Below are 20,632 nucleotides of genomic sequence, written 5' to 3'. Positions count from 1 at the left end.
ATCGCAGCCTCGTTGCACTCGACAGTTCCTACAGGGGGATCAGGGTTCCAGAACGGTGACGGTGGCGGTTGTACCGGCGCGCAGGCGATGCTTGCCGGCAAAGTCACCATCAATCCCAATGCGCACCGGCACCCGTTGCGCCAGCTTCACCCAGGTGTAACTCGGGTTGATGTTTGCCAGCAATCGGCTGCCGGGCGCGTTTTCGCGGTCGGCGATGGCGAAGGCGATGCTTTCTACCGTGCCGCCGAAACGCTCACCGCTCATCAATTGAATGCGTACCCGATCACCCTCCTCGATTCGCGGCAGCTTGGTTTCCTCGAAGTAACCACTGACATAGAACGAATCGCTGTCGACCAGCGCCAGGAGTGCCCCGCCGGCTTGTGCATAGTCACCCTGGCGGGTCAGCAGGTTGGTCACGTAACCGCTCACTGGCGATTCAACGCGGGTGCGCTGCAAGTCCAGTTCGGCTTGGGTCAGCGCGGCAATTGCCAGTTGCACATTGGCTTCGGCCAAGCCGAGGTTGGCCTGATTGCGCAACAGATCCGCCTGGGCAACCGCCACGTCGGTACTGGCCTTCTCCCATTCCTCACCGGAAATGGCGAAGCCTTGCTTCAGCGTACGTCGCCGGCGCTCCTCGCTCTGACGTTGCTTGAGCAACGCTTCACTGGCGACGATTGCCGCTTGCGATTGCCCCAGCGAGGCCTTGGACACCTCCACCGAGCGTCGGGCATGCTCGACCGCCAGTTGATAGCGCGCCGGATCGATCTCCAGCAACAACTGGCCCTTGTCGACATGCTGGTTGTCCTGCACCGCCAGTTTGACGATACGCCCCGAAACATCCGCCGACAGCGTTACCACATCCGCCCTCACCCGAGCATCCCGTGTCCACGGCGCGCGGGTGTAATACTCCCAGGCAAACCAGCCGAGGACGATCGCCAGGATCACCACTGCCACGGTCATCATTCGTGCAACTAGTGCTTTCAAGACATCAGGCTCCCATCAACAGAATCAGCGTGGCGCAGACACAGGCGTACAGGGCGCCTTCGAACAGCGCTTCATGCCAGACCAGGCGCAGTAGGCCCAGGCGGCGCAAGCACCAGTCCAGCAACATGAAAATCGGGATCGCCAGTAACAGAGCCTGGGCAATCGGCGGCAGATAAACCCCGCCAATTTCGAAATCAATGGGCAAGTTGCGGTTCTCCTTCCAGACCTTGAGGTTGCAAATGTTCGCCGTGGCGCTCGAGGAACGACACCACAATCAGCAGCGCCACACGCATGCGAAAAACCGACCATAAATGTTCATGGCTGGCGGCGTGCAGCTCGTCCAGCTCATCTCCGAGTTGGTGCAACGTCGCCAGCAGCGCCGGGAGCTGCACATCCGCGCGTCCGGCAACCAGGCGACCGGTCTTGCGTAACGCCGATGCCAGGCGCTGGCTGAACGCATCGGTGAGTAACGCGTTGTTCTGCGCCTGCTGCCTCAGCTGATGCATGGCCACGCCCAGGGCTACGCAAGCCAGGCTGATTTCATACAAGCGTTGCATGGCGCGATCGTTTGCCGCTGGCAGCAGGCCGAGCATGCTGGTCAGGCGATCGGTCATCCGACTCTCGAAGGCGAATTGTTGTTCATCGGTGGCCGGCATTTTGCTTAGTTGGTACACCTGCTCCCGCGCTTCGCCGTACAGGCGCCGGATGCGCAAGCCCGGGCGGAACGGGAAGATCAGCGCATAAACGATCAGGGCCAGCATCGCTGCACTGACGTAGGCGCCGGCGAATTCGAACCATTGGATCGCCGTATTCTGGCCAGTGCCGGTGTTTTGCGGCCCGAGCATGAGAAAACTCGACAGCCCAAGGCCCATGCCGATGCCGGCGGTGGCCGGACTGGAAATGCCCACAGCAATGGCATACAGCAGCGGCGCCAGCAGCAAGGCCAGCAGCTCGAAATCACTGATCGCGGGCACCAGCATGAATTGATAGAACGCCGACACTACCAGCGCCAGACCCAAGCCTCGCGCATAGCTTTGCGCAGCCATCAGCGGACGCGGAAAAGTCGCCATCAGCGAGCAGAGAATTCCCACCAGAATCATTCCGCCGCGCGCACCATCCCACGCCGTTTCGATCCAGATCAATCCGCTGACCAACAGCGCGGTAAAGGCGCGAATGGCGTTCATCGAGGCCAGGGTGAAATCCAGATGCAACGGACTGCTCTGGCCGCGATAGAGGCAACTGGCCGGGCGCCCTTCCTGAATGGCGTCGCTCAGTTCGAGAATCTGCTCCAGTTGCTGCAGCAGGCGCGCCTGCTCCCAACGCAGCGCCCAGGCCAGTGAACGCAGGGCCGCACTCATGTTCTCGGTCTGCTGCTCGGCCTTGTACGCCAACGCTTCGAACTGTTGCTGCAAGGTGACGAAACGTTGCCGGTCCGCGCCAGACAGCGCACGTCCCTGTTGCGCCAGTTGCTCAAGCAACGTCAGTTCCTCGGCCCGCAGTTGCTGCACCTCCAGCGGCAGATCGCCCTCCCAGCGTTCGATGAGCAATTCGCGCTGATGCCGTAGCGCGGTCAGTCGCGACGTCAGCAGCATCAGTTGATTGCCGAGCAGCAACACCAGATTGTCGGCATCGCGCAAACGTGGGGCATCGAAATACAAATGGCGCCGCAACCCCTCCAATGCGCTGATCTCGCCGAGCAGTTGCATCTGCCGACGCTGAAAATCGGCTTCGCTTTCTTCCGTGCGAAGCACTTCGGCGGCGTGGCTGGCGGCCAGTTTGATCACCTGATCGATTTTGGCGAAATAACCTTTGGCCACTGCTTCAGGCCGGGCTGTGAGCAGGCTCACCACGCACACGCAGGCAACGGCCAGCAGGGTTTCGGTGACGCGGGTGACCGCTAGCAAAAACGTGCCTTCCTGGTCCGGGATTGCCAACAAGGCCACCACCACCGCGGTGTAGCCACTGAGCACGAACGCCTGGGAACTGGTGTAGCGCAACAAGGTGCCGCCCGCGGTGCACAGCGCCAGCCACAACGCCAATGTCGTGATGAACGGCAGCGGCGCCTGAGGGAAAATCGCCATGATCAGCACCGCCACCGCGGCACCCACGGTGGTGCCGATCACCTGGCCGAAACTGCGCGCCAGTGCCATCCCTGCCAGTGGCTGGCTGACGATCACCACGGCCATGATTGACCATTTGGGCTGTTCGAGATCGAAGATAAACGCCAGATAAAGCGTCAACAGCCCGGCGGCGATGGTCCGCAGGGCAAACAGCAGAACAGCCTGACCGGGATGGATCAAAGCCTTGAAATAGGTGTACAGCGCAGACATGGGCACTCTCTTTAAAACGACTTCTGCAAGCGTAGACATTGCAGCAAAAGCCTGACGGATTTCACAGTCGACACGTGTTGTAGGACGATTCGCCGGCAACGGTTTGACTCACGCGCCAAGCTGAACGAAGCTTGCCGCTCTGCTCAAGTTCGAAGCTTTCGGAAACCCCGCATGACTCAGTCCCGCCGCAACCTGCTGATCGGCTTAGGCCTCGTACTGATCCTCGGCGTCGTCTGGCTGTCATGGCGCAGCAGCACACCGACCATTCCCGATGCTATCAAACATGGCTACAGCGAAGCGCTGAACGCCGCGCGCACTGGTGAACCCGGAGCGGCGCGCCAGTTGTACCAGCAATTGGGCCGCCCGGACATCTCGGTCAAACGCCGGGTCTGGCTGCACGGCGAGCTGCCCAACTACCCCAGCCCGCAGGCCTTGAAACTGGCTGACATCGACCTGCATCACGAAGCGCCGCAAGTGCGCGTCGCCGCGATCAAAAGCATCGTCGGTCTGGTGCCCGGTGGGCAACGCAGTCTGCTGCTCGGACCGTTGCTCGACGACGCAGAACAAACCGTGCGGTTCGCCGCGATCAATGCCCTGCTCGGCCTGAGCCCGGATGAATTGGGTTTGTACTTCGCACCGCTGCAGCAGGCTATTGATGGCTGGCAGCAGACACTGGAAAGCCAGCCGGAAAGCGCCGCCAACTATGCGCAACTGGCCCGTCTTTATATCCACAACGCCGAATACAAACAGGCCCAACAGGCGTTGGACAATACCTTGCGTCTGGAACCGGGCAACCTGGCGGCGCTGGTCATGCAGATCGATGTGCTTGACCGCCAGGGCCAGAGCGATGCCGCTCGCCAGTTGCTTGCCCGCCAGCTGAAGGCGCAACCAGATTCGGCCTATCTGCAACATGCCCTCGGCCTGTGGCTGCTGCACCACGGCCAGCGCGAATACGCACTGCTCGGAATGTCCAAAGCGGTCGAGCTGGAGCCGGACAACAAGGATTATCGCTACGACCTCGCCACTACTCTGCACAGCGCGGAAGAACTGGAAGCGGCGCAAAAACAGCTGCAGGAAATCGTCCAGCGCCATCCCGCCGACCGCAAGGCGCGGGTGTTGCTGATCAACTACTGGAAGGAAAGCGGCCAACTGCAGAATGTGCAGATCCTGTTGGCGCAACTGGAGCAGCTGAATCCGGACGACCCGGCCTTGCAACAAGGTCTTTAATCCAGTCAGGGCGGACTCAATTGGCCGCCCGTCCAAGAAAAGCGGAACCGTGAACACGCCGTGAGGTCAAGTTACTCAGGCGGCTCACTCTAGCCAGCCGCCGGATTACCCTAGTCATAAGAGGGCGTTTTTTGACTACATCAAACGAGTTGATCAGTGCAAAGGCCGCCGTCGGCATTGTAGGTCTGGATGACATCCTTGCCGGTGGCTTGTCTCGCGGCCATGTGTTTTTGCTCGAGGGGGAACCCGGGACCGGCAAAACCACCGTGGCGTTGCATTTCCTGCGCGCCGGTGCGCTGGCCGGGGAACGCTGCCTGTACATCACTCTCTCGGAAACCGAGAAAGAACTGCGTCAAGGTGCGCTCTCCCACGGTTGGGAGCTGAACGAAAACATCAAGATCTTCGAGCTGACACCGCCCGAAAGCCTGCTCAATGCCGAACACCAGCAAAGTCTGCTGTATTCCTCGGACCTTGAACTGGGTGAGGCGACCAGGCAGATTTTCGAAGTGGTCGAACGTTTCAAGCCGACTCGCGTTGTGCTCGACAGTCTCTCGGAGATCCGTCTGCTGGCGCAGAGCTCGTTGCGCTATCGTCGGCAGATTCTGGCGATCAAGCATTACTTCGTGCGCTACGACGCCACCGTCCTGCTGCTCGACGACCTGACCACCGAGTCCCTCGACAAGACCGTGCACAGTGTCGCCCACGGCGTGATTCGTCTTGAAGAGCTGACACCGAGCTACGGCGCTGAGCGTCGGCGCGTTCGAGTGGTCAAGTATCGCGGGCAGAAATACCGTGGCGGTTTCCACGACTTCACCATCATGGGCGACGGCGTCCATGTTTTTCCACGCTTGGTAGCGGCGGAACATCGCGGCGACTACCCACGTCTGCAGCTGTCCAGCGGCATACCGCAAATGGACGCCCTGCTCGGCGGCGGCATCGAGACCGGCTCAAGCACGCTGATTCTCGGCCCGGCCGGTACCGGTAAATCGCTGATCTCAATGATCTTCGCCGCCGCAGCGGTGGCTCGAGGCGAAAAAGCCGCGCTGTTCATTTTCGATGAAGAGCTGGGCCTGCTGTTCGAACGCATGCGTCATCTCGGTATCGACCTCAAAGCCTTGCAGGCCACCGGTAATCTGCTGATCGAACAAGTAGACGCCGCCGAATTGTCTCCCGGTGAGTTGTCCCATCGCGTGCGGCGTTGCGTCGATGAGCTGGGTATCAAAACCGTGGTAATCGACAGCATCAACGGCTATCAAGCGGCGATGCCGGAAGAAAACGCGCTGGTGCTGCACATGCACGAGCTGTTGCTGTACCTGAACCGCAAAGGCGCGGCGACTTTCATGACGGTCGCCCAGCACGGCCTGGTGGGCGATATGCAGGCGCCGGTCGATATCACTTACCTGGCCGACACGGTGATTCTGTTGCGCTACTTCGAAGCCCTCGGCAAAGTCCGCCGGGCGATCTCGATTATCAAGAAACGTACCGGCAACCACGAGTCGACCATCCGTGAATACCGGATCTCCTCGCATGGCATGACCATCGGCCAACCGCTGGAATCCTTCCAGGGCGTGCTGCGTGGCGTGCCGACCTACATGGGAGCGAGCAATCCATTGCTTGAGGATGAAAGCTTGTGACGGTCAACACGCCGTTGGCCGAGCGAGTGCTGGTGCTGGCGCCCATGGGTCGCGACAGCCAGATCGCTTTGATGATCCTCAACGAAGCCGGCTACGGCGGCATGGTGGCGCCGAATCTCGGCGCTCTGTGCACCGAGCTGGAGGTCGGTGCCGGACTGCTGGTGATTGCTGCTGAAGCGCTGCGCGGACCTGAACTGGAAGGGCTAATCGCCTACCTTGACCAGCAGCCCGCGTGGTCGGACATGCCAATTGTCCTGCTGACTCATCATGGCGGCGATGAACAAGGCCCTCCGTCGCGCCTCAGCACCCTGCTGGGCAACGTGACGTTTCTCGAGCGCCCCTTCCATCCCGCGACGCTGGTCAGCCTGGTCTCCGCCGCGCTCCGTGGGCGACGACGACAATATGAAGCGCGCGATCGGCTGATCGACCTGAGTGAAAGCGAACGACGCCTGCAATCGACTCTGGAGACCCTCGAGCAGCAAGTCGAAGAGCGCACCGCACAACTCCGCCACAACGAAGAAGCCCTGCGCCAATCGCAGAAAATGGAAGCGGTCGGCCAACTCACTGGCGGCATCGCTCACGACTTCAACAACATGCTCACTGGCATCATCGGCAGTCTCGAATTGCTGCGTCGACGTCTGGCCCGAGGCCGCACGGAAGACCTCGACAGCCTGATCGATCTAGGTGTGACGTCAGCGAACCGCGCCGCCGGCCTGACTCACCGTCTGCTGGCGTTCTCGCGCCGTCAGTCACTCGACCCGAAAGCCGTGCAAATGAACACGCTGGTGCTGTCGATGGGCGAGCTGCTGCAACGCAGCCTCAATGAAAGCATTCATCTGGAAATGCGCCTGGACGACAATCTCTGGGTTGCCGAGGCCGATCCCAATCAACTGGAAAGCGCCCTGCTCAACCTGGTGATCAATGCCCGTGATGCGATGCCCGAGGGTGGCAAGCTGGTGGTGGAAACCAGCAATCAGGTGCTGCATCGCGAATTCACGGCTGCGTACAGCAATCTGGAGCCAGGCGATTACGTGATGCTCAGCGTCACTGACAATGGCAGCGGCATGCCGCAGAGCGTGGTCAGCCGTGCGTTCGATCCGTTTTTCACCACCAAGCCGATCGGCCAGGGCACCGGCCTCGGACTGTCGATGATCTATGGTTTCAGCAAGCAGTCGCGTGGGCATGTGTCGATCGACAGTGAAATCGATGAAGGCACCACGGTAAAACTCTATCTGCCGCGTTTCCGGGGTGAGGAAGTAGAAATTCCCGTCTCGGATTCGCAGCAGGCTCCGTATGCGATGGATGGCGAAACCGTACTCATCGTTGAAGACGACCCTGCGGTGCGCGTATTGGTCAGCGCCGTGCTCAGTGAGCTGGGTTACGCGTTCGTAGAGGCCGGTGATGCCGACGGCGCCATGCCGATTCTCAATTCGACGCAACGCATCGATTTGCTGATCAGCGACGTCGGTCTGCCGGGCATGAACGGTCGGCAACTGGCAGAAGTCGGTCGGCAATACCGACCGGGTCTGAAGGTGTTGTTCATCACCGGTTATGCCGAGCACGCGGCGGTGCGCGGTGGCTTCCTCGACTCGGGAATGCAGATGATCACCAAGCCATTCACGTTTGATCTGCTCACCGCCAAGGTGCGGGAGATGATCAATAGCTGAATCTATAGGAGCTGCCGAAGGCTCGGCAGCTCCTGCATGAGAATCAGGCCAGCAACTCCTGAATCTTTTCCTGCAACACATCCAGATCAAACGGTTTTTCCAGAATCGGTGCGCTGTTGGTAATCGGGCTGCCGGTCTCACGGATTTCCTGCGGATAGCCGCTGATGAAAATCACTTTGAGGTCCGGTCGCAATTTCACCGCCGGATCGGCAATCTGCACGCCGGAGATCCCGCCCGGCAGGCGGAAATCGGTAATCAGTATGTCGAGATGAGGTTTGCTGGCGAGGATCTCGAAAGCCTGCTCGCCATTTTCCGCTTGCAACACGCGATAGCCCTGCCCCGACAGGTAATCCGTCAGGACCATCAAGATAACCGGTTCGTCTTCGACGACGAGTACTACATCTTGCGCATCTACGCTCATGGGAAGCCTTTGTTCGGTCAATAGCTGCTGATACGACCGTGTGGTCACTCAGAGGTTGCGTCGGATATGCCGTTTTCCTGGATCGGCAGACAAACGCGAAACAGGGCGCCCTCGTTGATTTCACTCTCGACGACGATGGAGCCGCCATGGGCGGCGACGATCTGCTCGGAAATGAACAGACCCAGCCCGAGCCCGGCCACCACCGTCTTGGCGGACACCCGTTCGAACTGCTGAAAAATACGCTTCTGGTTCTCGGCGCTGATGCCGATGCCGTGGTCTTGTACCTCGACCCGGGCCTCGTCATCTTCGCGATAGACGCGCACCTGAATCGGGCTGCGACCACCGTAACGCAAGGCATTGGTCAGCAGATTGGACACCACTTGCTCGATGCGGAACTCGTCCCAGCAACCTTCTACCGGCGCCGATGCCTCGAAGGAAACGCTGGTTTCTGCCGCTTCCATTTGCGAGGCAAAATTCTGCAGGAGATTGCTGACCAGTTGCACCAGATCGAAACGACTCGGTCGGATCGACAGTTTGCCGGTGCGGATTCGCGAGACATCGAGCATGTCTTCGATCAGGCGAATCAGGCTTTTGATCTGCCGCTCATCGCGGTCGACCATCGCCTGCATCTTGTCGAGGGTGAACGCTGAGGCGTTGTCTCGCGCCAGATGCATTTTACGCAACTGGGTTTCGAGAATCAGGCCATTGAGCGGCGTACGCACCTCGTGGGCGACGATGGACATGAAGTCATCACGCATGCGCACCGCTTGCTCCAGCTCCAGCTGGGTGCTTTGCAGCTGTTGCAGCAGCGCTTCCTGCTCACGCCGGGCCTGCTCCAACGCCTCGACCTGCTGCTTCATCGCTTTGCTCTGGCGATACAGATCGACGAAAACGTTGACCTTGCTCTTCACCGCATGGATATCCAGCGGCTTGTGCAGGAAGTCCACCGCACCGCTTTCATAGCCTTTGAACGCGTAGTTGAGTTCTCGGCCGGCAGCGCTGACAAAGATGATCGGGATGTTCTTGGTCTTCTCTGTACCGCGCATCAGCTCGGCGAGTTCGAAGCCGTTCATGCCGGGCATCTGCACGTCGAGAATGGCCATGGCGAATTCGTGCTGCAGCAACAGCGACAGTGCTTCGTCCGCCGACAGAGCCTTGTAGACCGTGCGATCCTCGCGCTTGATCAGCGCTTCCAGCGCCAGCAGGTTTTCTGGCAGATCGTCAACGATCAACAGTTTGGCTTGGATATTACTCAGCATGCGATTCGTTCCAGCTCGACTAGCAGACGGCCGATGCCGTGAATGGGTAGGACATGATCCGGCTGCAGAACGTTCAGTGCAGCCTGGGGCATGGTGGCGACTTGTGCATCCTCGGGGTCTTGAACAATGGTCAGGCCGGCGCCACGCTTGACGTAAGCGAGCCCGCGCGCGCCATCGTGATTGGCGCCGGTCAGCAGGACAGCGGCGAGTGTCTCGCCGTAAACGTCAGCGGCGGATTCAAACAGGTAATCGATTGAAGGCCGCGAATGATGTACGCGGTCCTCCAGGCTCAGTGACAAGCTGCGATCCGCTTCGACCGACAAGTGATAACCGGGCGTGGCGAAATACACCGTGCCGGCTTCAATGTCCTGCTTGTCTTCGGCTTCTCTGACCGGCATCGCCAGGCGCCGGGAGAACACTTCGGCCAGATGACTGCGGCGTTCTTCCGGCAGATGCAAAACGATGATGATCGGCAGCACATAGCCTTTGCGCAATGGCCCGAGCAGGGTCAGCAGCGCCTCGACACCGCCTGCGGAGGCGCCGATCACGACAGCCTCGATGCGAGGCAGGCTCGGGGTGTCATTCATGATTTGCGGTAGATCCGTTCTTGTTTGACCAACGCCTCGAACTGGTTCGAATAATTGGAAAAATCCAGGGTTTCCTTGCTGCCCAGCACCAGAAAGCCGCGATGCGACAACGATTCATGGAACAGCCCGAACGCCCGGTCCTGCAGCTTCTTGTTGAAGTAGATCAGCACATTGCGGCAGGAAATCAACTGGGTTTCGGAGAACACGCTATCGGTGGCCAGGCTGTGGTCGGCGAACGTCACGTTCTCGCACAGGCTCTTGTCGAAAATCGCGTAGCCATAGGCTGCGGTGTAGTAATCGGCAAACGAACGCTGACCGCCGGCCTGCTGATAGTTGGCAGTGTAGGCGCGGACGTTTTCCATGGAGAAAATCCCTTGCTTGGCCTTCTCCAGCGAGCGCGGGTTGATGTCGGTGGCGTAGATGATTGTGCGGTCGAGCAGGCCTTCTTCGCGCAGCAGAATCGCCATCGAATAGACCTCCTCGCCCGTGCTGCAGCCGGCAATCCAGATCTTCAGCGACGGATAGGTGCGCAGCAGCGGCACCACTTCGTTGCGGATCGCCAGGAAGTGCGAAGGATCACGGAACATCTCGCTGACCGGGATCGTCAGCAGTTGCAGCAGCTGCATGAACGCCGTCGGGTCGTGCAGGACTTTCTCTTGCAGGGCCGAGATGGTCGCGCACTCGAACTGACTCAGCGCGTGCTGCACCCGGCGCTTGATCGAAGCGCCGGAGTAGTCGCGAAAGTCATAGCTGTACTTCAGGTAAATCGCCTCGATCAACAAGCGTAATTCGATTTCGCTGTTGCGCTCGGCTGAACTGCTGCGTTCCACTAGATGCGTTCCATTTTCGGTAACCACACACGTATCAGCGAGAACAGACGATCAAGGTCGATGGGCTTGGCCAGGTAATCGTTGGCGCCCGCTTGCAGGCAGCGCTCCTGATCGTCCTTCATGGCCTTGGCCGTTACCGCGATGATTGGCAACTTGCGCCAGCGCGGATCCTTGCGGATTTCCATGGTGGCTTCGAAGCCATCCATTTCCGGCATCATCACGTCCATCAGCACCAGATCGATGTCCTCGACTTCATGAAGTTTCTCAATCGCTTCGCGGCCATTACGGCCGATCACCACGACTGCGCCTTTGTGTTCCAGTGCACTGGTCAGGGCGAAGATGTTGCGCACATCGTCGTCCACCAGCAGCACTTTGCGACCTTCAAAGACCTTGTCGCGGCTGCGCGCGGTCTTGAGCATCTTCTGTCGTTCATGGGACAGCTGCGATTCGACTTTGTGCAGAAAGAGTGTGACCTCGTCGAGCAACCGCTCCGGGGAGCGCGCGCCCTTGATGATGATCGAGCGTGAATACTTGCGCAGCTCGGCCTCTTCATCGCGGGTCAGGTTGCGGCCGGTGTAGACAATGACCGGCGGGAACGAGCAGATGTCCTCGGTGGACATGCGCTTGAGCAGATCGTTGCCGAGCATGTCCGGCAGCTTGAGGTCGATGACCATGCAGTCGTAGATGGTCGTGCGCAGCAATTCCAGGGCGTCCTGGGCCAGGCCGACTGCAGTGATTTCAATGTCTTCGTCGCCAATCAGCCGCGCGATGCTTTCGCGTTGCAGATCGTCGTCTTCGACCAACAGCACGCGCTTGACCTTCTGCGTCAGCTTGGCTTCGAGACGAGCGAAGACGTCCTTGAGCTCTTCGCGGGTGGTCGGCTTCACGGCGTAGCCGATGGCGCCCATGTGCATGGCAGCCTCGACGCGGTCTTCCACGGAAATCACGTGCACCGGAATGTGCCGGGTTTCGGCGCGTTCTTTCAGACGTTGCAGCACAGTCAGACCGGAGTGATCCGGCAGGCGCATGTCGAGCAGGATCGCATCCGGGACGAATTCGCGGGCCAGGTCATAACCTTCGTCAGCGCCGTGGGCGACCAGACACTGATAACCCAACTCATGTGCCAGGTCATAGAGGATACGGGCGAAGTTCGGCTCGTCCTCCACCACCAGAATGCAGCGCGTGGCGAACGGTGCCTTGTCGCGATCGTCGGCGAAGCGCGGGATGACAGCCGGAATCGCTGACGCCAGCGGTGCCGCAACGGCCACTGGTGTAGCCACCGCAGGCGCGGTATGAAAAGTCAGCGGCGCGGCCGGCGTTTCGCCGAATTCGTGATACTGACGCGGCAACACCAGGGTGAACGTGCTGCCCTGCCCCGGCACGCTGTCGACGCTGATCGAACCGCCCAGCAACGTCGCCAGATCCCGCGAGATCGACAGGCCAAGGCCGGTACCGCCGTATTTGCGGTTGGTGGTGCCATCCGCCTGACGGAACGCTTCGAAAATACTTTCCTGCTGATCGGCTGCGATACCAATCCCGGAATCCTTGACGCTGAAAGCGATGTGATCATTCGGCTGCGCGGTGATGCTCAGGCTGACGGCGCCCTGCTCGGTGAACTTGATCGCGTTGGACAGCAGATTCTTGATCACCTGCTCCAGACGCTGACGATCAGTGAACAGCAAGCCCGGTGCGTCCGGCTGGACCTCGACGGTGAACGCAAGGTGCTTGTCGGCAGCAAGCGGTTCGAACATCGAGCGCAAGCCGTCGACCAGACGATCGACGCGGGTGTTTTCGGCAATTACTTCGAGTTTGCCGGCCTCGACCTTGGAAATGTCGAGGATGTCGTTGATCAGGTTGAGCAGATCGTTGCCGGCCGAATAGATCGATTCGGCAAACTTGACCTGTTCCGCCGACAGATTCTGCTGCGGGTTTTCCGCCAGCAGCTTGGCCAGAATCAGCGAACTGTTGAGCGGCGTGCGCAGTTCGTGGGACATGTTGGCGAGGAATTCGGACTTGTACTTGCTCGAGCGTTGCAGCTCTTCGGCACGCTCTTCGAGTTGAATCTGCGCCTGATTCAACTCGGTGTTTTTCTTGTCCATCGCATCGCGCTGTTCGGCGAGCTGCTCGTTGGTCTGCTCCAGCTCCACTTGCTGGGTTTCCAGATGCGCCTGGGATTCCTTGAGAATCCGCGACTGTTCTTCCAGCTCTTCGTTGGCGGTCTTCAGCTCTTCCTGCTGCACTTGCAGTTCTTCGTTGAGCTGCTGGGTTTCGGCGAGCACTTCCTGCAAGCGTTGACGGTAACGCGCCGCTTCGATCGAGGTGCCGATGTTGCCGGCAATCAGCTCCAGCAGCTCGATGTCGCGCTCGGACAGCGGACGCAGGAAACCCAGTTCGATCACGCCATTGACGCGGTCATCATCACTGGTAGGCACCACCAGCACACTGTGCGGCAGGCCTGCGCCGAGGCCGGAGCTGACTTTGAAATAGTCGCCAGGGACCGCGTCGAGACGGATCAGGCGTGCTTGTTCTGCGACTTGGCCAACGATGCCTTCGCCGCTGTAAATCGTTTGATTCAGTTCTTCCTGCTCGCGGGAGAAGCCATAAGTCGCCACACGCTTGAGGCCGCCATGTTCTTCGCGCACATAAAGCGCAGCGACGGCTGTGCCGAGGTATTGCGCGCAGAATTGCAGAATGTTGCGCCCCAGCAGGTTCAGCGTCAGTTGCCCCAGCACCTGCTCGGCCAATTGTGTCTGGCCGTTGCGCAGCCACGCCTGCTTCTCCAGGCGTTCGGCGCTGGCCTGTTGCGCCGCGAGGTTGGCGCTGTAATTGGTCGACAGATTGACCAGGTCACGGCGGCCGATGTAGGCCAGCAAACCGCTGATACCAACGATGAAAATCAGATAAAGAGTGATGCTCCAGATGGTGGTGCGACGCACATCCTCGTTGCGCGTGGCGCGCAGCACTTGCTCGGTTTCGATGACGTCTTCGAACTGCTTGCGAATTTCGTCGGTCAGTCGCTTGCCCCGCCCGGCCTTGACCGCACCGCGATAATCGCCGCTGCTGCGCTGCAGGTCGATCATCGATTGCGCGTAGTTGGCCCATTCCACCTGCAACGCTTGCAGGCGACGCAAGCGGTCGGTCTGCACCGGATTATCGGCGGTCAGCTCCAGCAACGTATTGAGAGCGACGTCGATACGCGGCTTGGCAACTTCGTACGGGTCGAGAAAGTGCTCGTCACCGCTAAGCAGATAGCCGCGCATGCCGGTTTCGAGATCGACAGTGAGTTTCACCGCCTCATTGGCGTTATTGATCACCCGGTCGGTATGCTCGACCCACTGGATGACGGACAGCAAATAGGTGATCAGTGAGACGAAAAACACCGCACTGAGCACGCCGACGCCCAGCGGCAGGCTGACGTTGCGACTCAGAAGTTTGCGGAACCGTTGTTCATCAACCGAGGACGGAGAGGACATGGGGCAGCCTTGTCGAACTGTTGAAAACCCGAGAGTTTGCCCCAAAACCCCGCCATGGATCCATTTTTCTCACACAAATGATGGCATTTTCCTACGCACACCTGCGCATTGGACGACGCCAACGGTTATCCTTGCCGCACCACACTGACCTGTTCTTTTTGTATCAGCTCGGGAACTTGTGGCTATGCGCCACTTACTCATGCAAGAGTCCGGCAAATTCGCTTGCCCGGTATCCCCCGATTTCATTTTTCTGAGAGTCCTGCCATGTCTGCCACTCCATCCACTATCCTGGTCGTAGAAGACGACTCCATCGTGCGCATGCTTATCGTCGATGTGCTGGAGGAGCTGGAATACACGGTATTGGAGGCTGATGACGGCAACGCGGCACTCGAAATCCTTGCGGATCCTGGCAAAGCCATCGATTTGATGATGACCGACTACGGCCTGCCTGGCATGAATGGCCGCGAACTCTCTCAAAAGGCCCGTCAGCTGCGCCCTGCTCTGCCCATCCTGTTCGCCAGCGGCTATGCCGAGAGTCTCGAAGTACCCGATGGCATGCATGTCATCGGCAAGCCATTCTCCATCGATCAATTGCGCGACAAAGTTAAAGGCATTCTGAAATAAACCTGATAAATGCCCGTCGCAGATGCAACTTGTCACATCCGAAAATAATCAGCAACTAACTAACACTGCCATTGCTTAACCTGCCAGCTCTATCCTGAATCATCTTTGGCCGCGTTAATAAATAACGAAATACAGCCAGGGAACTTTCGATACTCATTCAGGATAGTGCCCATGCAGTTCATTTCTTCCGACGTGCCTGCCGCCGTCGATTGCTCCGCTTCTGACAAACAGGAACGCGCGCTTATTGTTCAGTTACTTGTTGAAGCCCTTAAGGCAACTGAGTTTGAAGTCTCGGCCGACAGTTACTCGGCAAGCGCCTCGCTGCCGGTCGCCACTGTATTTAATGTGCAAGATCGCTTCATACCCCGGGTCATCGGCAGCAGTTTTGACGAACGCTGTGAACCAGCACGCAATGCCTTGAAAAATTTAATTGCAACCCCGGAGTTTGCGCAGCTGTTACGCAACCATTCTTTTTCAGCTGATATTCAACTAGCAGTGGATACCAGCGCCGGAGTTCTCGTTGTTTATGACTCAGAGTTCGAATCCCATCGTTTCAGCATTGCACTGGACAATGCTGAAGTTTCGGTGTTTTCCGAAGAACTCGATATGCTCGCCGATTTGGCGAAGAACATCGGCGGCGTCGTTTATTCCGGCCAAGTGATTGGCATAGTGCAATGGTTGAAGTTCAACGGTTATGACGTGCCGACGAACATTGCCGAAACCCGGGCACTGATTGAATGGCTGACCTTCGAACTGCCCGAGCCACCCGCCTTGGGCGACTACCACGAATTGCTCCACGCCGATGAGTCGTCACCGTTTCATTTATCGATAGCGAACCGCAAAGTCATAACCCAGACAGTGCATGAGCTGACCCAAGGTGCGACAAGCCTGTTGCAGGTACTGGCGTTCGCCAACTTCAACCTGATTCCGGCACAGGACATACGCGACAACGCGGACAAGTTCCTGCACAACTTCCTGAGGCGAAAAACCGCTCGCGCCCTGGGAGAAACCCTGCATGCACGCCTTGGCTGGCATCTGGAAGCCAATAACGCGGACGTGCGCGAACGCCAGGTCAATGAGTTAGTCATCGCTGCGCTGATCATCGACATGCAATTGCGCTCCGATCAGCCTCTTGTCGCCGGCTATGACTTCTATCAACCGGCGAATTCCACACTCAGCGCTGCCGAAGTACGCGTCCTGTTCGAACAGCATCTGGTTGATCTGGGCCTGAGCGAAGCGCACAACGCGCCACTGGCAGCGCATCTATTGATCGCGGGTGCAGCACCGGAGTTGCTGATCGACCAGATCCCGCCCGGGCTCACGCTGGACAAGCCAGGCTGGGTAACTGCGCGCCAGAGCGCTGCCGTGGTCGAGCACGCCGCACCTGGCAGCTCGCGTGCAATGACGTTTGCACAACTCAAGGCGTTTTCCGAGCTGACCCCGGTTTCCGGTGAGCTCGACAAGTTGTACGAAGCGGCGGCGATCCCGGCGGTGGTGGACTGGGCGGTACTCAACGGAGTCATCCCTTACCGCAGCGACAAAGACTACGACAAGACCACGGTGATCAAGGCCAGCGCGTATTTCTCGCGTTACATGGAGGCTCTGGCCCAGTCTGAAACAGGCTTGTCCACCGCGCCACCGGACCGGCGCAAAATCGCTTTGCGTGCGCTGGAGCAAGTGATGCCCGCCGGCGCCTATCTCGAACAGCCGGCCTTCGAAATAAAGTACCTGGACAGTTTCGGCGAACGTAGCTGGCTCGAAGGGTTGAAGGCTGCGCATCCGGCGGGAATTCTCACCGAGTTCTGGAATTTCCTCGCCAGCGCCACTGACAACAACCAATACGCGATCAACGGCCTGTTGCGCCTACGCCTGTCGATTCTCGATCTGTATCTTTCCGGCGATCTGGTTGAAGACGGGCAACTTTCGGACAAATTCAAGACCCGCGACAACTTCCACCCCCCGGCCGATGCCTTCACCCGCCTGGCCGAACTGCAATCGCCGTCGCAACTGTTTGACCAGGCGTTTGATCGTTACTACCGGAACGTGCGCGAGGGTCTATCGTCCCTGATCAAAATGGCGATCACGCAGATGCCAGAGCATGATCGTCAGGCTTTGACCAGCGGCCAAATGACCTTCTACACCGTCAGGAAGGAGGTCAACCCACTGAATCCGCAGCAAGAAACGCAAATCCAGCGAGATGAGGCAAACGGGCGTTACGGGATCATTCTTTGCTGCGACAACGGTGATCGGCTGCGCGCTTACGAATTGTTCACGCTGCGCGGCGTTTGCTACGAGCGTCCGGACCTGGCCCTCAAGCTGCAAGACACCGGTCTCATTCATCAACGGCCGACCCTTTCATACACTGGCAGCAAGTACGATTTTCAGGACAAGAACAAAGCCAGCGAGTGGCCCCTCGATTACGCCGCCTACCGCGAAGGCAGCGAACCACGCCAGGGCATGACTTCCAAAGTAGTGGTGGAGAAGCTCTGGCAGTTGCAACTGCAAGAGACTGATGTGCGCGCGGTTCCGCTGTTCTTTTCTGCGCAACTGGATGAGATCGCCCAATGCGTACTGGATAACCATCCTGTCGCCCGCCGCGAAGAGTTGTATGCCGCACTGGATGTGCGCAACGGCCTGGAAGAATGGCGTGACACCAGGGAGATCGTCGAGAACCTGGCAATCAACGTCATCGTGCCGTTCAAACAGTGCATTGAAGACATTCGTTCCGGACGCACCGACCGTGTCGCCGAAGGCATTGGTGGCTGCATTCTGGATGGCCTGTCGGTCATCGGCCTGCTGGTCGGTCTTGGCGCGTCGGCAGCGAGCATCATCGCCAAGACCGGGTCGACCACGCTCAAACTGCTGAAAGTCGCCAAAGCCGTGGCCCGAGCGGCCGTGTCGCTGATCAACCCGCTCGACGGTTTGCCCGCCCTCGCCCGCAAAGGTTTTCGTCTGGTCAAACGCGGCGTGGTCTTTGCCGGCGAAACCGCGCTCGACGCCGCGCACACCGCCAGCGTGCAATTGAAAAGGTTGATCCATGGCGTCGAGAGTCGGGACTGGCTCAGGCTCTCCCACACCGGCGATGTGCGTCAGGCGACCTGGCGAGGCGCCGACGCGCTTGGCGAGGCGATCGACATCGCAGTGCAGGAACGCAACCAGGACTGGCATGCGCTGAGCATCCGCACCGGCGGTGCCTGGGGCCCGCGCCTGAAACTGCTCGACCTGGGTAATTTCGCCCCGTTGAAGCGCCTGTTCGGCCGCTTCAAGCCATTCAGTTACACCCGCGGTTATCTGAAAAAAGCCATTCCCCGCGCCCGGACCAAGCTGGACAACTCCATCAACGCGCTGTCGCAACTGTCTTCCAACGACGACATTCGCGCGGTGCTCAAGCATGTGTTCGGTAACGATTCCGATGAAGTGGCACAGCACGTGTCGAAACATCTCAGCGCGATGCGCAAGGATCTCGAGTCGATCAGCTTCAGCAATGTGACGTTCCGCCCGCATCAACCCGGCGTGATCGCCTCGCTTTCGCCACCGGCCTATAAGCGTTGGCAGACAGCGCTGCGCACCGGCGAAAAAATCGATGAGTCCGCAGGCCGGTTTCTGTCGATTTATCCGGACAATCTCGATGAGTTTTACAAGTTGTCGCGTTACGACGACGGCAGCGTCGCCGACGTGCTGATTCACGAAATGTCCCACGGTGGCCCGGACACCCTCGACCTGTACTACGGCAAGGTCTACCCGGAGTTGCATCAGGCGGAATTCGATGCGGTCGGACTGCTGGAGCTGGCTCGGGACGCGCGCAAGGCGCATCCGGACAACCTGATCAATCCACATCACGCTCTGGCGCACCGACCGGGATTCGTCGAGTTCAACCAGGTAAAAACCAGTCTGCCGAAACTGGTCCAGGACCATCCGGCCCTGGCCAACGCTGAGTCGTACATGCTTGCGGTGTCCCTGCTCGATCAAGCGCAAACGCGTCCGGCCATATTGAGCTTCAATGTGAAGACTATCGACAATGCCGTGCGCAACACCGCTGCCGGCAAGTTTCTGCAAGGGCCGTTGCTGCTCAATCTCGCCAAACCGGTCATTTAAGCGCTGAAACGGCTGGTCGGTGGACAGGGTGCATTTCAATCACTTCGCTGTGGTTTAATTGCGCCCTTTTTTCTTCCATGGGTCAGAGGATCAGTCGTGAGCCATTCGCGTACCACCAAAGTTCTGGTCATCGGCTACGTCTGGCCAGAACCGCGCTCATCGGCGGCCAGCGGGCATGTCATGCAGATCCTCGAGACATTTCTCGATCAGGGATGGGACATCACTTTCAGCAGCCCGGCCGGCCCGGGTGAACACAAGGCTGATCTGACGGCGCTGGGCATTCGCGAAGTCTCGATCGAGCTCAACAACAGCAGTTTCGACACGTTCATCAGCGAGTTGGCACCAGATATCGTGCTGTTCGATCAGTTCATGATGGAAGAACAGTTTGGCTGGCGTGTGGAGAAACACTGCCCGGACGCCCTGCGCCTCCTGGAAACTTCCGACCTGCAAAGCCTGCGGCATGCGCGTCATCAGCGCCTGAAGGACCGGCTGAAAAGCAACGACGAGCAGACTGATTTCACCGAGCTGTTTGCACCGGCATTGCACGAAGAATTCCAGTTGATGGCCGGCACCGATCTGGCCAAACGGGAAATCGCTGCGCTGTATCGCTGCGACTTGAACCTGATGATTTCCGAAGTCGAGATCGACCTGCTGGTGGAGCAATTCGGCCTGCCTCGGCAAATCCTGCATTGGTGTCCGTTGATGATTGATCTTCCGGACACCGCCCCGCCAGGTTTCGAAGAGCGGGAGCATTTCCTCAGCATTGGCAACTTCCGTCACGCGCCGAACTGGGATGCCGTGCTCTGGATGAAGACCACGCTCTGGCCGCTGATCCGCGCGCGCCTGCCTCGCGCGCAACTGTATATCTATGGCGCCTATACGCCGCCCAAAGCCACCGCACTGCACAACCCGGCCCAAGGCTTTCACATCATGGACTGGGCCGAAGATGCACTTGAAGTGATGTCGGCAGCGCGAGTCTGCCTTGCGCCATTGCGCTTCGGCGCGGGAATCAAGGGCAAACTGCTCGATGCCATGCTCTGTGGCACGCCGAGTGTGACCACACCGATCGGCGCCGAAGCCATGCACGGCGACGCTCCGTGGCCGGGAGCCGTCGCCCTCGACGCAAACACCTTTGCCGAACAGGCGGTGCAACTGTACGAAAATCCGGCGCGCTGGCAGCAGGCGCAGATTCACGCTTCGGCACTTTTGCAGCAGCGTTATCAGCGCAGCGTACATGGCCCGCGTCTGATCAACCGGATAGATGATTGCCGACAACACTTGGCACAACTTAGAAACGACAACTTCACCGGCGCCATGTTGCGACATCACACACTCAAAAGCACTCAATACATGGCTCAATGGATCGAAGCCAAAAACCAGTTGAGCCCAACAGAGCGCTGATTACATCAATTACATGACTTGCATTAAAAGCCAACTTTCGCAATAGCACGAACATGCTTATAAACATCCTGCGCGCAACTTACTAACCACTTCGCAGGAT

At 59.0% G+C, this 20,632-nt stretch carries 14 protein-coding genes; 6 read left to right on the top strand and 8 right to left on the bottom strand.

Features of this window, described 5'->3' with window-relative positions:
• Positions 1 to 39: 39 nt before the first annotated feature.
• Genes ACZZ0K_RS09730 through ACZZ0K_RS09720 form a run of 3 tightly spaced genes read right to left on the bottom strand, consistent with a single transcriptional unit; the run spans position 40 to position 3,314 of the window.
• Positions 40 to 963, bottom strand: coding sequence for a biotin/lipoyl-binding protein (locus tag ACZZ0K_RS09730; RefSeq protein WP_371699471.1), 924 nt, complete (start codon positions 961 to 963; stop codon positions 40 to 42).
• A 25-nt stretch (positions 964 to 988) separates the two neighbouring features.
• Positions 989 to 1,189 carry a DUF1656 domain-containing protein gene (locus tag ACZZ0K_RS09725; RefSeq protein ID WP_024013080.1) on the bottom strand — a complete coding sequence of 67 codons (201 nt, stop codon included), beginning with the start codon at positions 1,187 to 1,189 and terminating at the stop codon, positions 989 to 991.
• Positions 1,179 to 3,314, bottom strand: coding sequence for an FUSC family protein (locus tag ACZZ0K_RS09720; protein ID WP_258706755.1), 2,136 nt, complete (start codon positions 3,312 to 3,314; stop codon positions 1,179 to 1,181). The genes ACZZ0K_RS09725 and ACZZ0K_RS09720 overlap by 11 nt, the downstream gene beginning before the upstream one ends.
• Before the next feature lie 171 nt (positions 3,315 to 3,485).
• Between ACZZ0K_RS09720 and ACZZ0K_RS09715 the strand changes: the two genes are divergently transcribed.
• The 3 genes from ACZZ0K_RS09715 (at position 3,486) to ACZZ0K_RS09705 (ending at position 7,842) form a co-directional block, all read left to right on the top strand.
• Positions 3,486 to 4,541, top strand: coding sequence for a tetratricopeptide repeat protein (locus ACZZ0K_RS09715; RefSeq protein WP_258706756.1), 1,056 nt, complete (start codon positions 3,486 to 3,488; stop codon positions 4,539 to 4,541).
• Between the two features lie 131 nt (positions 4,542 to 4,672).
• Entirely contained in the window at positions 4,673 to 6,175 is a 1,503-nt protein-coding gene (locus ACZZ0K_RS09710) for an ATPase domain-containing protein (RefSeq protein ID WP_056789781.1), read from the top strand.
• A complete protein-coding gene (locus ACZZ0K_RS09705; protein ID WP_150635167.1) occupies positions 6,172 to 7,842 on the top strand; it encodes an ATP-binding protein in 1,671 nt (556 codons plus the stop codon). The genes ACZZ0K_RS09710 and ACZZ0K_RS09705 overlap by 4 nt, the downstream gene beginning before the upstream one ends.
• Before the next feature lie 43 nt (positions 7,843 to 7,885).
• Here the strand turns inward: ACZZ0K_RS09705 and ACZZ0K_RS09700 are convergent, their stop codons facing one another.
• Genes ACZZ0K_RS09700 through ACZZ0K_RS09680 form a run of 5 tightly spaced genes read right to left on the bottom strand, consistent with a single transcriptional unit; the run spans position 7,886 to position 14,412 of the window.
• Positions 7,886 to 8,263, bottom strand: a complete 378-nt coding sequence (locus ACZZ0K_RS09700) for a response regulator (protein ID WP_056789776.1) — start codon at positions 8,261 to 8,263, stop codon at positions 7,886 to 7,888.
• A 44-nt stretch (positions 8,264 to 8,307) separates the two neighbouring features.
• Entirely contained in the window at positions 8,308 to 9,522 is a 1,215-nt protein-coding gene (locus tag ACZZ0K_RS09695) for a hybrid sensor histidine kinase/response regulator (RefSeq protein ID WP_041480260.1), read from the bottom strand.
• A complete protein-coding gene (locus ACZZ0K_RS09690) occupies positions 9,516 to 10,109 on the bottom strand; it encodes a chemotaxis protein CheB (protein WP_252876376.1) in 594 nt (197 codons plus the stop codon). Before ACZZ0K_RS09690 ends, ACZZ0K_RS09695 begins: the two co-directional genes overlap by 7 nt.
• Complete coding sequence (locus ACZZ0K_RS09685) at positions 10,106 to 10,939, bottom strand: CheR family methyltransferase (RefSeq protein ID WP_016774863.1); 834 nt, start codon at positions 10,937 to 10,939, stop codon at positions 10,106 to 10,108. The genes ACZZ0K_RS09690 and ACZZ0K_RS09685 overlap by 4 nt, the downstream gene beginning before the upstream one ends.
• On the bottom strand, positions 10,939 to 14,412 hold the full coding sequence (locus tag ACZZ0K_RS09680; protein ID WP_258706757.1) for a response regulator: 3,474 nt from the start codon (positions 14,410 to 14,412) through the stop codon (positions 10,939 to 10,941). The genes ACZZ0K_RS09685 and ACZZ0K_RS09680 overlap by 1 nt, the downstream gene beginning before the upstream one ends.
• Positions 14,413 to 14,676: 264 nt before the next feature.
• Between ACZZ0K_RS09680 and ACZZ0K_RS09675 the strand changes: the two genes are divergently transcribed.
• The 3 genes from ACZZ0K_RS09675 (at position 14,677) to ACZZ0K_RS09665 (ending at position 20,532) form a co-directional block, all read left to right on the top strand.
• Complete coding sequence (locus ACZZ0K_RS09675; protein ID WP_095180108.1) at positions 14,677 to 15,036, top strand: response regulator; 360 nt, start codon at positions 14,677 to 14,679, stop codon at positions 15,034 to 15,036.
• Between the two features lie 606 nt (positions 15,037 to 15,642).
• Entirely contained in the window at positions 15,643 to 19,131 is a 3,489-nt protein-coding gene (locus ACZZ0K_RS09670; protein ID WP_258706758.1) for a M35 family metalloendopeptidase, read from the top strand.
• 96 nt (positions 19,132 to 19,227) lie between these two features.
• Positions 19,228 to 20,532 carry a glycosyltransferase gene (locus ACZZ0K_RS09665; protein WP_258706759.1) on the top strand — a complete coding sequence of 435 codons (1,305 nt, stop codon included), beginning with the start codon at positions 19,228 to 19,230 and terminating at the stop codon, positions 20,530 to 20,532.
• Positions 20,533 to 20,632 lie beyond the last annotated feature (100 nt).

The sequence above is a fragment of the Pseudomonas sp. AC255 genome (assembly GCF_979258175.1).
Note: the sequence above shows the minus strand (reverse complement) of the source record. Positions and strands in the feature narration are given on the sequence as shown.